The organism is Pseudomonas iranensis (assembly GCF_014268585.2).
Lineage (GTDB): Bacteria > Pseudomonadota > Gammaproteobacteria > Pseudomonadales > Pseudomonadaceae > Aquipseudomonas > Aquipseudomonas iranensis.
Genome location: NZ_CP077092.1, coordinates 83,048 through 97,977 on the forward strand (window position 1 = coordinate 83,048; position 14,930 = coordinate 97,977).

Sequence of the window (14,930 nt, forward strand, 5' to 3'; positions counted from 1 at the left end):
GTCCTTAATGAATTTTGCTGCCCAGGGTCACCACGCCGTCCGCTTTTTCGCGGCCCAGCCAACTGGTCCAACCGAGGCGACAGGCGTTCTGCTCACCGATGCGCAGTTCGCGGATTTCTTCCTGGCGCAGGACCAGGCGAATGTCGTAATCGAGCGGGTCACGCAAGGTGAACCGCACCAGCGCGCAAAGCGGCTGGTAACCGAAACCGATCGGCAGGAACTCATGGAATCGCTGCCAGTCGAGTTCGGTGATGTGAATGCGGAATTTGCCGCTGCGATCGCGCACGTGTTCGCCCAGCACCAGGTCTTCGCCGAGTACGCTGTTGGCGCGGCCCAAACGATTGCGCTGCTCGTCGAGAATTTCCACGCGGCGCTCGATGCACTGCTCGATGACCAGGTCTTCGTGCTTGAAGTAGTAACGCAGCACGGCTTCGATCAGCGCCGCCGAGTGCGCGCGCAAGCTGAGCAGACCGAGGTACGGCAGCAGGCGTTTCCAGTTGAGTTCCTTGGCCTTGCGGATCTCGTCGCCACCCAGGCCGATCAGCGCAAAAAGTTGCGCCGAGAACGGGTCGATAGCGCCGCTCTGGAAGCTCGCGCGGTAGCGATACTTGCGCCAGATCGGCAGCATCAGCCGTTGCAGGCGATGGTGGAACAGGTCGAGGAAATTGCGCGTCGGGTTGCCGTCCTCGCTGTCGCCCAGAGCCTGTTCGCCATAGAACGCCGGCAGCGGCGAACCGGAGCCGACCAGGCCGATCAGGTTGAAGCGCATGCGGGCGCGCATCTTGCCGTGCTCTTCGAAAAACTCGACGCGATCGACGTCGCTGCGCGGAAAGCCCAGGCTCGGGTTGGCCTGGAACTCGACCTGGTCGTACAGATCGTCTTCGCTCAGATGCGGGTGTGCCTCGCGCAGCCGGTCGATCACCAGCAGCACGGCCTGAAACAGCGAGTACTCGCGTATTACCTTGGTCAGCCCGCTTAAAGCAGGGGCTGCAGGCCCATACGTGGTGTCCATTGGTACACCTCTCCCTGTGTGCTTTTTACCCGCAGCTCATGGAATGAATTGAGACTGGCGTAAAGCGCGAAAAACTCGTTGAGAACCGAAGCGAAGACGAACAGGTCGCCCTCGCCGATATAGCCTTCCGGGTCGATGGTCAGTTCGGTGCGCAAACCGCGCACCGGCAGACCACGATGCAGCCGGTCGACGTGATGATGTTTGATGTGCTTGAGGCCGCCGAGCAGGCGCTTGCTGACCTTCTCCGCGTGCTGGTCGTAGTAGCGCGGCAGGTCGTAGGTTTCCAGAATCACCTTCAACGCATTGACGTCCGCCAGCGACAGATAGTTAAGCGACATGTTGCTGATCAGCTTCCACAGGAAGTCGCGGTTCAGCGGCGGCGCGAAGCTCGGGGTGGCCGGGGTGATGTTGCGGAAACTGAGGAATTCCGGGGTCTGCTCGCTGGCCATGCAGATGTCGCCGAGCTTGAGCTTTTTCGGCAGGTTCTGGTTGGTGCACATCAGCTCGATCGACAGGGTTTCGTGGGCTTCGGTGTGGCGGATGCCGAAGCTCAGGTAAGTGTCGAGGCCGTCGTGCAGCAAGGAAGAACGCTGGCGAATGCTGTAATGCGGACGGCTGTTGGGCACGTCGAAACTTGGGTCGTGTTCGAAGGATTCGAACGGCACGTACTCCTGATAACCGAGGCCGCCGGGCTTCCAGCCAGTGACCGTTTCCACCGAGAACACGCCACAGTTTTCCAGGTCGTATTCGGCCGGCAGCAACAGGTATTCGTCCTGCTTGCCATCGAGACGAATCGGCAGCGCGTCGTGCTCGAACAGATTGACGATCGGCGTGCAGAACAGCTTGACGTTATCCAGGGTCGGCCGCATGCGCATGATGCCGCTCTTGCGAATGTCGAAACGCAATTCGAGGCCGCGCATCTGCTTGAGGGTGTCTTCCGGCAGCGCCTTGAGAATGTCCAGACCGTTGACGTCGACGAACAGGAACTTGTCCTGGAAGGCGAAGTATTCCTGCAGGTAGCGATAGCCACGGAAGGTGTTCAGCGGATACGGGATCAACGCTTCTTCTTCGGCAAAGCCCACCGGTTTGACCCGGTCGCCGGGAATCTTGAACGCCATCGGCTTGCCGCTGACGCCATCAATCGGCTTGCCGGCGCCGTCGAGCGGGATCAGTTCGATGCCGTCGAGGTTGCGCAGCAGGCTCAGGTAGAGCATCTGGCTGATGTAGCGCTCACCGGCAAAGTGCAGGCGCAACTTGCTCAGCTCCAGTTCGCCGAGGTGGCCGTCAGCGCTCATTTCCAGGCGCAGGCTGAGCAGCGAGCCATCGCCCTTGACCGAGTAGTTCAGCGCGGCCAAATCCAGCGGCAAGACTTCGGTCGGGTAGCAAGTGCGGAAGCGGCAGCGCACGTCTTCGATCGGCTTGCTCTCGATCGGCGTATCGCGCTCAACCAGCAGCGCCGGCCCGGAACGCTTGAGCGGATCGAACTGCAGAATGCTGAACGCCGGCAGCGGGCGCATGTAGTTCGGCCACAGCAGTTGCATCAGCGAATGGCTGAGCTCCGGCAACTCGTCATCGAGCTTCTGCCGCAGGCGCCCGGTGAGAAACGCAAAGCCTTCGAGCAACCGCTCCACATCCGGATCCCGCCCGGCCTGCCCCAGATACGGCGCCAGCGCCGGACTACGCTCGGCGAAACGGCGACCGAGCTGGCGCAGTGCGGTGAGTTCGCTTTGGTAGTAGTGGTTAAAGGACACGGGGTACCTGCCTGGTAGTGGAACTCATCAAAAAAATATCCTGTAGAGCGCGACCGTCACGCCGGCACAGACATAGCCGCCAATCAGCAGGAACGGCACAACCGAGATCCAGCCGTACGCCATGTAAGCATCATTCAGCGGTCGGACGATCAGACTGAACAAGCCATACAGCATCCAGGGCACGGCATAGAACGGGATGAACTTCACCGGCGCCCACCAAACCATCCGCAATGCCTGCTGCTCATTCCGGCGCTGCGCCGATCGGGACATCCACAGCGAAAAGCCCAGAAGCCCGGGAATTCCCCACCACAACAGGTATTGCCAATGAATCCCGGACGACTCGGATGTTGAATACTCGCCATTCCAGAGGTCATAGGAAGAAAACGCCAACACGGCCAGCAGTGGCAGCCACAATGCAGCCATGAAGAAGCTCAGTTGTGCGCGGCTAAGCATGGGTAGGGCTCACAAGCGAGTTCCGTCGCATCAGCACACATTTTTCCCAACGCAATTCGATGACCTGCGTGACCAGAATCGCCAACAACGTGACTCCGCCTTGGGCCACGGTGTAGAACAGCGCACGTAGTGGGTTGTGGGGCACCGTTATGAACAGAATCCAGACAACCATCAGAGCAAGCAGACCGAGCTTGGCCCACAGGTTCGGGATAATTGCGGCCAATGCGTTCACCCCGAGAAAGATGTAAATGAACATATAGTGGGCAATACCGTATGCCACACCGCGGGACGTGAATCCGCCGTTGAATGCCTTGTAGGCTACAACGACTGCGTTATTCAGAAACACGTAGGCCACGCAGCCCGCCGCATGGATCGCCAAGCAAAGTGCAAGGCGCAAGTAGATATTCATCGCTGCCCAACTCCCTGTTTTTGCGGCGTGATCGCCACACCCGTATAGACATAGAGCTCTTCACCGCCGTAGCCACCAATGGCCGCAGCGCTGAGTGGATGGCTATCCCGGGTGCCATATCGAACCCAACCCTCAGTCCACATCCCACCATTCTGGTGACGAATTTCAACGTAGTAGTCCGGCGCTTCGTGCTTCGTAATCTCGACGAACACCCCGCCATCCTCGGCCCCAACCCACAATGCATTTGGATGCGCGAACAGCTTTGGTTCGGTCGAGCTTTCCATTCGCAACAGCACAGCGAAGCCGACCAGAATCGTCAGCAAACCGACCGAAGATAGGAACGCGCCAAGGCATTGCCACGCTCTGATTTTCATTGAGCTGTTCCGCAAAAAAAAATCATGGGTAGATCGTTGTCTCGCCGATCATCTCTTCGCGCCTTGTTTCGCACTGCACCATGTTTTGAAATTCAAGCGATCAAATCCCTGGCAAACATTGGCTTTGGAAATAAAAATATAAGGCGCAGCCGCGTCATAAGAAAAATAATAATAATTCTCACCGTCCTGGCCGTAGATCCAATAGGAGGACGACCCTTGATTTATTTCATAGGGTTCGAAGGCAAGGATTGAAGATTCCGCAGGAATAAAATTAACGCGATCCATCAACAGCATCAGCGAGTTAGAGAAAATATTAGTCAACAAGACGCCCCCCAAAACCAAAACTCCGGCAACAAGCGCAATAGTGGTAGACGTCGACAGCTTATTTTTCATAAAAATACAACCACGCAGTGCCTGCTTTCGCTGCGTCTAATAACGCCATCGCATCGCTTGAATATTTTTCGGCAAGCGGGCCAGAACCGTTGTAGGAAGCAATGACTTTTTTCAGTTGATCTGCGGATAATGCCCCGGAATGACAACGAGTCCCGGTAGCCCGGTCAATCAGTTCACGTAGATGGCCGGCGCAATAGTAGAGGTCTGCCTTCCAGTCATCACCCGGGATTCTCGTGTCCTGATTCCAACCAAAAATCCGGTACTGAACGTCTTCGGGCAAAGGTTTCTTGCAGTAATAGTTCTCTGTGTATTTAACAGAGTTCTGCAATGTTGCGCGGCTCATGTTGGCAAAACCGCTGGACCCCCCAGCCAACTTGTCCGGCACGGCGTCAAAAGCCATATTGTCGACAATCGCTAACAGAGTGGTCAGCGACCGTTCGCCGAACTGCATAGTTTGCAGAAATTTACTACCCTTAGGTCCATTCTCCTGCTGAAGAATAACCGCAAGCAAAATATGCGGGATCCCATAATATTCAGCCGCCTGCTTAATCCAGACCCGAATTTCTGTATCAGAGAAACTCGCCTTGAGCATTTCTTTGGTTTTTGGCACATACCACATTATTTGCAACGGGGAAGGCAGCTCACCGGTATAGCTAGCGACACTGTCGTAGCCAGTCAGCGTTGTGACTTCTTTTCCATTACAGCGGCAAACTTGCAACTCTACTGGCGCAACATCAGAGGTTTTCGTGCTCGCGGCCGCGCCCGCTGGCACATATTCCTGCCCATCCTTACTGATTTTTTCAGCCTCGGCCATGAACGAGTACTCCCTCAGCTCTCAATAAAAACTTCAATTTTTTCGGAGGCTGTGTGTGCCTTCACGCGGTGAGTCAGACCCAACTCATTGGTGATTCCGCTTTCGAGAGATCCATCCGCTCGGCGTAGTAAGTACTTGGTATCCGCTAGCGGGTTCCCCAGGCCGTTTTTGAGTTGGAATTGAGCATCAAAGCCCGGAATGATCAAAGGCAACGGCGGCACAAACGGCGCCGGCGTATGCGAATTGCCAATAATCACCGTCCCGGACCCAGCCGTGACCTTGTTGCCGTGAGATCCAACCGAACCTACTGTCGCAGCCGGTTTGCCGTTGATCAAAACGGTAGTGGCAAGGTCGCCGACCAGCGCACCACCACACGCAGAGGCATCGCCTTGGCGGGCGGCCGCGAGGCCGTCGAAGAACACGTCGCCGGAACCGGCGGCGATCGGGTTGGTGCCGTGGCCGGGGAGCGGGCAAGCGGTGGGGTCGGATACGCGTGCTGCGGGTTTGCCAGACATCGGGGATCTCCTTAGGTGACCTTGACTTGACCGCTGCCATCCAGGCGCGCGGAAAAACTGACCTGACGCTTGAACCCTTCAACTTCCAGCAGGCCTTCGATACTGAAGGCCAGGCGCAGTTGATCGTGGTCACGCGGCAGGGAAATGACACGCACATTGCTCAGGCGTGGCTCGTAGGCTTCGATGAAGTTTTCGATAGCCAGACGGGCCTGACTCAGGGAGTCGTGCAGGCTCAGGCGCATGTCATTGAGATCGGGCAACCCGTAGTCGGCCAGCGTTTGCACGCTGCCGGCCCGGGTGCTGAGCATTTTGGCCAGATGGGCAGCCACTGACGCCATGGCACAAGCCTCAAGGCTGTTGCCCTTGCGTAGTTGTGCGTCGCCATTGAGGCGTTCGAACAGGCTGCCGTATCCGTCCATGAGTCGCTCTTACTCTTTGTCCAGCTTGCCAACCAGCGACAGGGTGAAATCGGCGCCCATGTACTTGAAGTGCGGACGCACGTTCAAGCTCACGCGGTACCAGCCCGGCTCGCCTTCAACGTCGCTGACGATCACTTGCGCAGCGCGCAGCGGACGACGGCCACGGACTTCGGCGCTCGGGTTTTCCTGGTCGGCAACGTACTGACGGATCCACTTGTTCAGTTCCAGCTCGAGGTCGGTACGCTCTTTCCACGAACCGAGTTGCTCGCGCTGCAACACTTTCAAATAGTGAGCCAGACGGTTGACGATCATCATGTACGGCAGTTGGGTGCCGAGCTTGTAGTTCAGCTCTGCGGCCTTGCCTTCTGCGCTGATGCCGAAGAACTTCGGCTTCTGCACCGAACTGGCGGAGAAGAACGCCGCGTTGTCGGAGCCTTTGCGCATGGTCAGGGAAATGAAGCCTTCCTCGGCCAGTTCGTATTCACGACGGTCGGAAACCAATACTTCGGTAGGAATCTTGGTTTCGATTTCGCCCATGCTTTCGAAATGGTGCAAAGGCAGGTCTTCAACCGCGCCACCGCTCTGCGGGCCGATGATGTTCGGGCACCAGCGGAATTTGGCGAAGCTGTCGGTCAGCTTGGTGCCGAACGCGTAAGCCGTGTTGCCCCACAGGTAGTGCTCGTGGCTGTTGGCAACGGTTTCCTTGTACACGAACGATTTCACCGGGTTTTCTTCCGGATCGTACGGGTTGCGCAGCAGGAAACGCGGCACGGTCAGGCCAACGTAGCGCGAGTCTTCCGAGGTACGGAAGCTCTGCCATTTGGCGAATTGCGGGCCTTCGAAGTGGTCTTTCAGATCTTTCAGATCCGGCAGGCCGGTGAAGCTTTCCAGGCCGAAGAATTTCGGCCCGGCGGCAGCGATGAACGGCGCGTGGGACATGCACGAAACGCTGGCCACGTACTGCATCAGCTTGACGTCTGGCGAGCTTGGCGACATGTAGTAGTTGGCGATGATCGCGCCCACAGGCTGACCACCGAACTGGCCGTATTCAGCGGTGTAGATGTGCTTGTACAGGCCCGACTGCATGACTTCCGGCGAATCTTCGAAATCGTCCAGCAGGTCTTCTTTGGAGACGTTGAGGATTTCGATCTTGATGTTTTCGCGGAAGTTGGTGCGGTCGACCAGCAACTGCAGACCACGCCACGACGATTCCAGCGCCTGGAAATCCGGGTGGTGCAGGATCTCGTCCATCTGACGGCTGAGCTTGGCATCGATCTCGGCGATCATGCGGTCAACCATGGCTTTCTTGACCGGCTCACCGTTGTTCTGCGGCTTGAGCAGCTCTTCGATGAACGCCGACACGCCACGCTTGGCGATGTCGTAGGCTTCGTCGTCCGGGGTCAGACGGGTTTCGGCGATGATGCTGTCGAGAATGCTGTATTCGCCGCTGGCGGCGCTCTTCTCTTGTGCTGCGCTAGTGCTCATTGTGTTGGCTTCCTTGGCAAGAGTCTCAGGCGTCCGGGGCTGCGGCGTTCAGGCCCAGCTCACCGAGTACGCGACCGCGGGATTCGTCGTCGGCGAGCACGCCTTCGATCGCTTTACGGAACGCAGGTGCGTTACCCAGCGGGCCTTTGAGGGCCACCAGCGCATCGCGCAGTTCCATCAGTTTTTTCAGCTCAGGCACTTGCTCGACCAGGCTGGCCGGGTTGAAGTCCTTCATCGAATTGACGCGCAATTGCACGGCCAGCTCTTCAGCCTCGCCATCTTCCTGCAGACGGTTCGGCACGCTCAGCGTCAGACCCAGCTCTTGCTTGGCCAACACTTCGTCGAAGGTCATCTTGTCGATGCTGATCGGCTTGCGATCTTCGATTTTGCGATCGTCCTTGCGGTGGGTGTAGTCACCGATTGCCAGCAGTTTCAGCGGCAGTTCAATCTCTTCCTGAGCACCGCCGGTGGCGGGTTTGAAGGTGACGTTGATGCGTTCCTTGGGGGCTACCGAGCCTTCTTTGGCCATGGCTTTTCTCCTTGCGGTTGTGGCCCTGGGGCCTATTCGAGTACCACTTCGAGGTCGAGGTGGCACAGCCTGCGATAAATCTCTTCCTTGCTTTCACGTACGGCGTGGTTCTGCGGCAACAACTCGCAGCAACTGTGCAGCAGGTGCAGCACTTGCAATGCAAGATCGGGCTCCCAGGCGTGCAGGCCTGAGTCCTGTAATGTCTGATCGAGGGTTTCGAGCTGGTTCTTGGCCAGTTCGTATTTCTTGGCCAGGAAACACAGCCGCGCGAGGGTGAACTGCCAGAAGAAGCGTTCGCGGCCACCGTGGGCCGATTGCAGACCCTGCTTGAGAATCTGCACGGCCGGCTTCAAACCTTCCTTGCGCAGAATCGGCTGGACTTCCTCGAGGGCCTTTTCCCAGGCGGGCTGGGTTTCGACGTTCTCGCTTTCGACCTTGCGCGGCGCGCTGGCGCTTTGCAGGTGCGGCATGACGTTGGCAGCGATCCACGCCCGGGTGGACGGATCAGCAAACGGCGCGCCGTCATGGAAGCGCAACTCGATAATGCCCGGCAGGCGCTGAATCAAAAGCGCGAAGTGGATTTCCACTTCGCGCATGGCCAGCTCGGCGTTGAGGTTCTGGAGACATTCCCAGACCATCCTCTGGCCATCGAACCAGAACGGCGCCTTCGCCAGGCTCGCCTCCAGTTCCACCAGCAGGTCGGCGTATTTGCCCTGATCGAAACGGTCCTGATAGAGCTTGAGCTTTTCCAGCGGCAGACCGCGCAGCACGGTGATCTGCTCGGCGTTGCGCTCGGGCACCGCGTCGATGGTCATCCACAGCAGCGTGCGATTGAGGCGCAGGGCACGCAGGTCGGTGGCTTTCTGTTTCAGCCACCAGGCACACAATGGCCGGGCGCTGTCCTGCTGGGCGCGCAGGGCTTTGTGCGCATCCCGCTCGTTGTCGATCGGCGCGCCAGGGGTGAGCAGTTGGGTCGCGGCCTGCTTGACCTGCGCCACCGCCGCGCCCACCACGCCGGGCGCCGGCTGGTTGTCGGCGGCGCGCTGAATCATGGTTTTCAGGCGGCGGGAGATCGGCAGCAGCAGCGGCGCGTCATCGCCCAGATGCTCAGTGCACGCGGCCTCAAGGCCGGCCAGGTGCTCGGAGAGCTGCCGGAACATCGGCAACTGCTCTTTGATCGCAATGTTTTCGGTGATGACCTGCTCGAGACGCGGCACCAGCCAGCCGATCGCGGCGGCACGGGTGCGGGGTTTGAGCGGGTGAACGTCGGCCCAGTTGTTTTCCGACAGATGGTGCAGCAGACCGAGGCCGGCGAGCAGCCCGGGGAAGGATTCGCGCTGGTACAGCGACCAGGTCAGCCAGGCGCCGACACGCAGATCCTTGGATTGGGTACGCAGCAGATTTTCGCTGTTTTCGCGGATTTTCAGCCAGTCGATCTGCCCGCTTTCGTGCATCGACGAAGCCTTGGCCAGCTCACTTTCCAGCGCCTCGAACTCGCTCGAAAAACGAACGTCTTCGCCCGCGAAATTCTCTTTGGAAACAGAGACTTTTGCGAGTTCGAGGTAATGGGCGGAAAGTTTGCTTGAGTAGGACATCCATGGCCTTTATTAAGGATTACAGTCATGCGCGCGAATGGAGTTTCAGCAACGCGGGACAGTATCGAAGAGCAGTTCAGCGACTCATCCAATTGAGATGTGCTCTTTCAAGTGGGCGCATCGTAATCACTATGATGGCCACTAGCAAGCATCTGATTAAACAACAAGACGAACTGTTCATTGCGGTCTGTAGGAGATCGCCCTATATGTCGCAGGGGTTTCCCTGAGGCCGATTGATATACAGCGCATTCACCATGGTCCTGCGAAACCATTGATCCAGAGCCTCCCGTTGCAGACGGGCGAGTTTACCGGACGCTCATGTCCTTGAGCGGCGTGCAGCATGACAAATCCGGAAAAAAATAGAAGTAGGAGACTTCTGAATAAAGACCGGCATCTTTTAACCTTTCGCAGACGACAACGAGCAACGAAAAAAGTGCCAGCAAAATGATGGCATTTCACATAATTGAAACTTGTATGTTCAACATATACGCCGCTCCACAGCGAACTCGATAGTTATTGATGTATTTTTCCCCGGCAATGCCTTCACCTCATGCCAGAAAATACTCTGACAAAACTCAGGGATACTTCTTACATAATTCATATCCTGCAGGCTTGGTTAAAGATCCGAGCCCAAGCAAATCCCCTTGAAACGCAGGTCTGGAGCTTTACTTCATGGAACTGAAACCACTGTTTTTCGCCGCGCTCATGTGGCTGCCCATCACCCACGCGTCAGCGGAAACCCCACCATTGGACGGCCATTACTACCTGACCGGCGCAATGGAAATGGGCGCCGAGTTGCTGTTGCGAAAGGACGGCACCTTTGATGCCGGTGTGGCGTATGGCAGCGCCGATGGCTTTGCCAAAGGCACCTGGAAAGTCGAGAACCAGACAGTAGTGCTGGAAAGCAAAACCAAGCCTGCCTCCAACAGCGATCTGGGCGGGCTGTTCCAGGACCTGCAACTGGCGATCGAGCCAAACTGCCTGGCCGTGGATTTCGGCAACGGCAAGGCCTGCTTCCGACGCCAGTAAGCCAACAGACAGCCACAAAAAATGGGCACCCGACCGCAATCGGTGTGCCCATTTCTCATTTGCGGTTCTCCCCGTCATTCAGGGGAGCACGCCGCCATCAAGGATTGACGCTGTCTTTCAACGATTTGCCTGGCTTGAACGCAACGGTGTTGCTGGCCTTGATCTTGACCGGCTCGCCGGTCTGCGGGTTTTTGCCGGTGCGGGCGCCGCGGTGGCGCTGCAGGAAGGTGCCGAAACCGACCAGCGTCACGCTGTCCTTGCGGTGCAGGGCGCCGGTGATTTCTTCGAGGACGGCATTGAGGACGCGGTTGGCCTGTTCTTTGGTCAGGTCGGCCTTTTCGGCGATTGCAGCGGCGAGTTCTGGTTTACGCATTAGTGAAGCCCCTTTGACGGTTTTTTGTTGTTATGTCCGTGCTGTTCTCGTTGGAACAGCGCCCAAGGCGCCGCAGGCTCTACTCTGCGGCAGACGGGAGTGAGAATGGCACGCCGCCAACGGCGGCGCCAGTCTCCCCAAGACCTTTGTCGGGGCAAAAGAGCGGTGTTTGCGACAGAACGACCGGCATTTACGCCAGCAGCGGCGGCAGCTGTTTGTTCAGGGCCAGTTTTTCCATGACCGCCCCGCCGGTCAGGGCGTAACCGAGCAACTGACCGTCGGCACTGTGGCACAGCGCTTTGATGTCGGCGCCCTGCCCTTCGACGCTCCAAATGCCTTCGCTGCCCCGTGGCGGCGGCGAAACCACCAGCGGGCACACCGGGGTTTTCACGGTGATCGGCATCGGACCGTAGCTGACGGCCGTCGGGTTTCCTGCGAGGGTTTGCGCCAACGCGCGCGCGCAACTCATCAGCGGCATCACGTAGAGCAGATTGAGCCCGTCGACTTCGGCGCAGTCGCCCAATGCGTAAATATTGGCGTGGGACGTCTTCAGGTAACGATCGACCATCACGCCGCGATTGATCTGCACGCCGGCAGCCGCTGCCAGATCGATGCGCGGGCGCAGGCCGATCGCCGAGACCACTACATCGCACGGGATGATCTGACCATCGGACAGGTGCGCTTCGAGGCCATCGGCGACTTTCTGCAGCCGGGTCAACACCGGGCCGAGGTGAAACTTCGCCCCGATACTTTCCAGCCCGGCCTGCACGGCCGCCGCAGCGGCGGGATGCAAGAGCATCGGCATGACCTGTTCGCACGGCGCGACCAGTTGCACTTCGTAGCCGCCGAGAATCAGGTCATTGGCGAATTCGCAGCCGATCAACCCGGCGCCGAGCAACAAAACCCGACGCTTGCCCGCCGCTGCGGCACGGAAGCGCGCGTAGTCTTCGAGATCGTTGATCGGGAACACCAGTTCCGCGCCGTCGCCTTCGATCGGCACGCGCACGGTTTCCGCGCCCCAGGCCAGAATCAGGTCGCGATAGGGCACGGCTTCTTCACCGATCCACAAGCGTTTGTGGCCGGCGTCGATGCCGCTGATGCGCGTGTGGGTGCGCACTTCGGCCTTCAACTGCTCGGCCATGACGCCGGGTTCGGCCATGCTCAGGCCGTCGGCGTCCTTGTTCTTGCCGAAACCGGTGGAGAGCATCGGCTTGGAGTAAGAGCGGCCGTCATCGGCGGTGATCAGCAGCAGCGGGGTTTCGCTGTCGAGCTTGCGAAACTCGCGGGCCAGGTTGTAGCCCGCAAGCCCGGTGCCGATGATGACGACTGGTGCGCTCATGCCTTACTCCTCTGATTTGCTTAGTTGATTTCGATCATTTCGAAGTCCATCTTGCCGACGCCGCAGTCGGGGCACAGCCAGTCTGCCGGTACGTCTTCCCAGCGGGTGCCCGGCGCGATGCCGTCATCCGGCCAACCATCGGCTTCGTTATAGATCAGGCCACAGACGATACATTGCCACTTCTTCATTCAGGTACTTCCTCAGGGTTCAGGCGTAGTGCCGGCGCGGACGGTCGATGGGTGCTGCGTTGCCATCCGGCTCAGGGCGTTTTGTACTGAGGGTGCCGCGCAGATGCAAGCCTGTTCGGCGCAACGGCGGCCGGCGCCGCTCAATCCTGTCGCCCGCCATGGTAAGCTCGCCGCCTCATTTGCGGCCAATAATGACTCATTGTGCAACATTCAAATGCCTGCCCCGCCCCGCTCTGGCTGACCCAGCAACGCCTGACGCCCCGCCCCGATCCGTTGACCCTCGACTGGTTGTTCGACGAAGGCTCGCTGACCCGCCGTTTGACCCGTTTGTCCGAGGACGGCTTCAGCGTGTCGCCGCTGTTCGAAGGCTGGGACATCTTGCGCGCTGATGAATGCGCGGCACTGGATCTGGCCGAGGGCAGCGAAGGCTGGGTGCGCGAGGTGTATTTGCGCGGCCACGGCGAGGCCTGGGTGTTTGCCCGCAGCGTTGCCTCACGGGCGGCCCTGCAAGGTGATGGTTTGCACATGGATGAACTGGGCAGCCGCTCGCTGGGCGAATTGCTGTTTTGCGATCGGGCGTTCCAGCGCCGCGCGATTGAAGTCTGCCGCTACCCTGAACAATGGTTGCCGCCAGCGGTGCAAGCCCCTGAGCTGTGGGGCCGGCGTTCGCGTTTCGACCGTGGCGCGCTGAGCGTGCTGGTCGCGGAAATCTTTCTGCCGAGCCTGTGGGACGCCGCCCGCGCCCATCCGGAGAACTGCTGATGTATCAGAGCCTGCTCAAGTCCCTCAACCGCCTGAACCCGCGCGCCTGGGATTTCGTTCAGTTGACGCGCATGGACAAGCCGATTGGCATTTACCTGCTGCTGTGGCCAACGCTGTGGGCGCTGTGGATTGCCGGCAAGGGTTCGCCGTCGCTGGCCAACGTGGTGATTTTTGTTCTTGGCGTAGTGCTGACCCGCGCCGGTGGTTGCGTGATCAACGACTGGGCTGACCGCAAGGTCGACGGCCACGTCAAACGCACCGCGCAACGGCCGCTCGCTGCTGGCCGCATCAGCTCGAAGGAAGCGCTGATGTTCTTTGCAGTGCTGATGGGCATCAGTTTTCTGCTGGTGCTGTGCACCAACGCACCGACGATCTGGCTGTCGCTGGGCGGTCTGGCGCTGGCATTCACGTATCCGTTCATGAAGCGCTACACCTACTACCCGCAAGTGGTGCTGGGGGCGGCGTTTTCCTGGGGCATGCCAATGGCCTTTACCGCTGAGACCGGCGAGTTGCCAGCAGCGGCGTGGTTGCTGTGGATCGCCAATCTGCTGTGGACGGTGGGTTATGACACTTATTACGCAATGACCGATCGCGATGACGACCTGAAGATCGGCGTGAAATCCACGGCGATTCTGTTTGGCGAGGCGGATCGGGTGATCATCCTCAGCTTGCAGGCATTGTCGCTGGCCTGCCTGATTCTGGCCGGGTCGAAGTTCGAGCTGGGGACCTGGTTCCACCTCGGTTTGCTGGTGGCTGCGGGATGTTATGCGTGGGAGTTCTGGTACACGCGCAGCAAGGACCGCATGCGTTGCTTCCAGGCCTTCTTGCACAACCATTGGGCAGGGTTGGCGATCTTTGTCGGGATCGTGCTGGATTACGCACTGCGCTGATGCATGACACCTGTGGGAGCGAGCCTGCTCGCGAAGGCGTCATGTCAGTCACCTCTGCAATAGCTGACACACCGCTTTTCGCGAGCAGGCTCGCTCCCACAGTTTTGTGCGTCGTGGTTACTTGGCCTTGGCGACTTTCCACGCGCCGTCCATTTTGCCGTCGCCGGTCATGTCGCCGGCCTTTTTGTCCATCACGAAGGTGTACAGCGGCATGCCCTGGTAGGCCCACTGCTTGCTGCCATCATCACGAGTGATTACCGTCCAGTCCCCCATCGACTTGTCATTCGCTGTCGCCATTAGCGGCGGCCAGTTTGCCGCGCACTTGTCATTGCACGCGGACTTGCCAGCGGAGTCCTTGGCAAAGGTGTACAGGGTCATGCCCTTGTGGTCGGTGTACATGCCGTCCTTTTCCATCGCCGGATCGGCCGCCATGGCCAGCCCCGGCAATGTCAGGGCCGCGGCCATCAGCAGGGCTTTGAACGAAGCAGTCATCTGAGTCATGGAAACCTTCTTTTGTGGTTGTCAGGATTCGGACTTAGAGCTTAGTCGAGGATGGGTGCAAATGTTGCCGGCCTGAAATACTGTCACACGACTGCAATA

At 58.9% G+C, this 14,930-nt stretch carries 19 protein-coding genes; 3 read left to right on the forward strand and 16 right to left on the reverse strand.

Features of this window, described 5'->3' with window-relative positions; translation table 11 throughout:
- Positions 1 to 4: 4 nt before the first annotated feature.
- From tssG to tssA, 12 genes are read right to left on the reverse strand one after another with little or no spacing between them, the layout of a single operon-like run.
- Entirely contained in the window at positions 5 to 1,012 is a 1,008-nt protein-coding gene (tssG, locus tag HU724_RS00390; RefSeq protein ID WP_056790879.1) for a type VI secretion system baseplate subunit TssG, read from the reverse strand.
- Positions 976 to 2,763 (reverse strand): type VI secretion system baseplate subunit TssF, encoded by a 1,788-nt coding sequence (tssF, locus tag HU724_RS00395; RefSeq protein ID WP_024014825.1) that lies wholly within the window; start codon positions 2,761 to 2,763, stop codon positions 976 to 978. Before tssF ends, tssG begins: the two co-directional genes overlap by 37 nt.
- A gap of 27 nt (positions 2,764 to 2,790) precedes the next feature.
- The gene (locus HU724_RS00400; RefSeq protein WP_225927652.1) at positions 2,791 to 3,186 is read right to left on the reverse strand and encodes a hypothetical protein; all 396 of its coding nucleotides are present in this window, start codon (positions 3,184 to 3,186) and stop codon (positions 2,791 to 2,793) included.
- A gap of 22 nt (positions 3,187 to 3,208) precedes the next feature.
- Complete coding sequence (locus HU724_RS00405; protein ID WP_186568789.1) at positions 3,209 to 3,625, reverse strand: hypothetical protein; 417 nt, start codon at positions 3,623 to 3,625, stop codon at positions 3,209 to 3,211.
- Positions 3,622 to 3,999 (reverse strand): hypothetical protein, encoded by a 378-nt coding sequence (locus tag HU724_RS00410; RefSeq protein ID WP_186568788.1) that lies wholly within the window; start codon positions 3,997 to 3,999, stop codon positions 3,622 to 3,624. Before HU724_RS00410 ends, HU724_RS00405 begins: the two co-directional genes overlap by 4 nt.
- Positions 4,000 to 4,047: 48 nt before the next feature.
- Complete coding sequence (locus tag HU724_RS00415; protein WP_186568787.1) at positions 4,048 to 4,392, reverse strand: hypothetical protein; 345 nt, start codon at positions 4,390 to 4,392, stop codon at positions 4,048 to 4,050.
- Positions 4,382 to 5,206: a hypothetical protein gene (locus HU724_RS00420; RefSeq protein ID WP_225927653.1), complete on the reverse strand. Its 825-nt coding sequence runs from the start codon at positions 5,204 to 5,206 to the stop codon at positions 4,382 to 4,384. The genes HU724_RS00415 and HU724_RS00420 overlap by 11 nt, the downstream gene beginning before the upstream one ends.
- A 14-nt stretch (positions 5,207 to 5,220) precedes the next feature.
- Positions 5,221 to 5,721, reverse strand: coding sequence for a PAAR domain-containing protein (locus tag HU724_RS00425; RefSeq protein WP_186568786.1), 501 nt, complete (start codon positions 5,719 to 5,721; stop codon positions 5,221 to 5,223).
- A gap of 11 nt (positions 5,722 to 5,732) precedes the next feature.
- A complete protein-coding gene (tssE, locus tag HU724_RS00430) occupies positions 5,733 to 6,140 on the reverse strand; it encodes a type VI secretion system baseplate subunit TssE (RefSeq protein ID WP_007920274.1) in 408 nt (135 codons plus the stop codon).
- A 9-nt stretch (positions 6,141 to 6,149) separates the two neighbouring features.
- The gene (tssC, locus tag HU724_RS00435) at positions 6,150 to 7,625 is read right to left on the reverse strand and encodes a type VI secretion system contractile sheath large subunit (protein ID WP_016772499.1); all 1,476 of its coding nucleotides are present in this window, start codon (positions 7,623 to 7,625) and stop codon (positions 6,150 to 6,152) included.
- Between the two features lie 25 nt (positions 7,626 to 7,650).
- Positions 7,651 to 8,154, reverse strand: coding sequence for a type VI secretion system contractile sheath small subunit (gene tssB, locus HU724_RS00440; RefSeq protein ID WP_016772498.1), 504 nt, complete (start codon positions 8,152 to 8,154; stop codon positions 7,651 to 7,653).
- 32 nt (positions 8,155 to 8,186) lie between these two features.
- Positions 8,187 to 9,749, reverse strand: coding sequence for a type VI secretion system protein TssA (gene tssA / locus HU724_RS00445; RefSeq protein WP_056790892.1), 1,563 nt, complete (start codon positions 9,747 to 9,749; stop codon positions 8,187 to 8,189).
- A gap of 672 nt (positions 9,750 to 10,421) precedes the next feature.
- Here tssA and HU724_RS00450 point away from each other — a divergent pair.
- Positions 10,422 to 10,778: a hypothetical protein gene (locus HU724_RS00450; protein ID WP_071172084.1), complete on the forward strand. Its 357-nt coding sequence runs from the start codon at positions 10,422 to 10,424 to the stop codon at positions 10,776 to 10,778.
- 97 nt (positions 10,779 to 10,875) lie between these two features.
- Here HU724_RS00450 and HU724_RS00455 read toward each other — a convergent pair whose 3' ends face one another.
- The 3 genes from HU724_RS00455 to HU724_RS00465 form a co-directional block, all read right to left on the reverse strand.
- Positions 10,876 to 11,151, reverse strand: a complete 276-nt coding sequence (locus HU724_RS00455) for an HU family DNA-binding protein (RefSeq protein WP_003213368.1) — start codon at positions 11,149 to 11,151, stop codon at positions 10,876 to 10,878.
- Between the two features lie 190 nt (positions 11,152 to 11,341).
- Positions 11,342 to 12,490, reverse strand: a complete 1,149-nt coding sequence (locus HU724_RS00460; RefSeq protein WP_186568785.1) for an NAD(P)/FAD-dependent oxidoreductase — start codon at positions 12,488 to 12,490, stop codon at positions 11,342 to 11,344.
- A gap of 20 nt (positions 12,491 to 12,510) precedes the next feature.
- Positions 12,511 to 12,678, reverse strand: coding sequence for a rubredoxin (locus HU724_RS00465; RefSeq protein WP_003177199.1), 168 nt, complete (start codon positions 12,676 to 12,678; stop codon positions 12,511 to 12,513).
- A 201-nt stretch (positions 12,679 to 12,879) separates the two neighbouring features.
- Here HU724_RS00465 and HU724_RS00470 point away from each other — a divergent pair, with 201 nt between their 5' ends.
- Positions 12,880 to 13,440, forward strand: a complete 561-nt coding sequence (locus HU724_RS00470) for a chorismate--pyruvate lyase family protein (RefSeq protein ID WP_186568784.1) — start codon at positions 12,880 to 12,882, stop codon at positions 13,438 to 13,440.
- Positions 13,440 to 14,330: a 4-hydroxybenzoate octaprenyltransferase gene (gene ubiA, locus HU724_RS00475; protein ID WP_130888948.1), complete on the forward strand. Its 891-nt coding sequence runs from the start codon at positions 13,440 to 13,442 to the stop codon at positions 14,328 to 14,330. The genes HU724_RS00470 and ubiA overlap by 1 nt, the downstream gene beginning before the upstream one ends.
- Before the next feature lie 117 nt (positions 14,331 to 14,447).
- On the opposite strand, the gene HU724_RS00480 is transcribed toward ubiA, so the two are convergent.
- Positions 14,448 to 14,831, reverse strand: coding sequence for a COG4315 family predicted lipoprotein (locus HU724_RS00480; RefSeq protein WP_133335608.1), 384 nt, complete (start codon positions 14,829 to 14,831; stop codon positions 14,448 to 14,450).
- Positions 14,832 to 14,930: the final 99 nt, after the last annotated feature.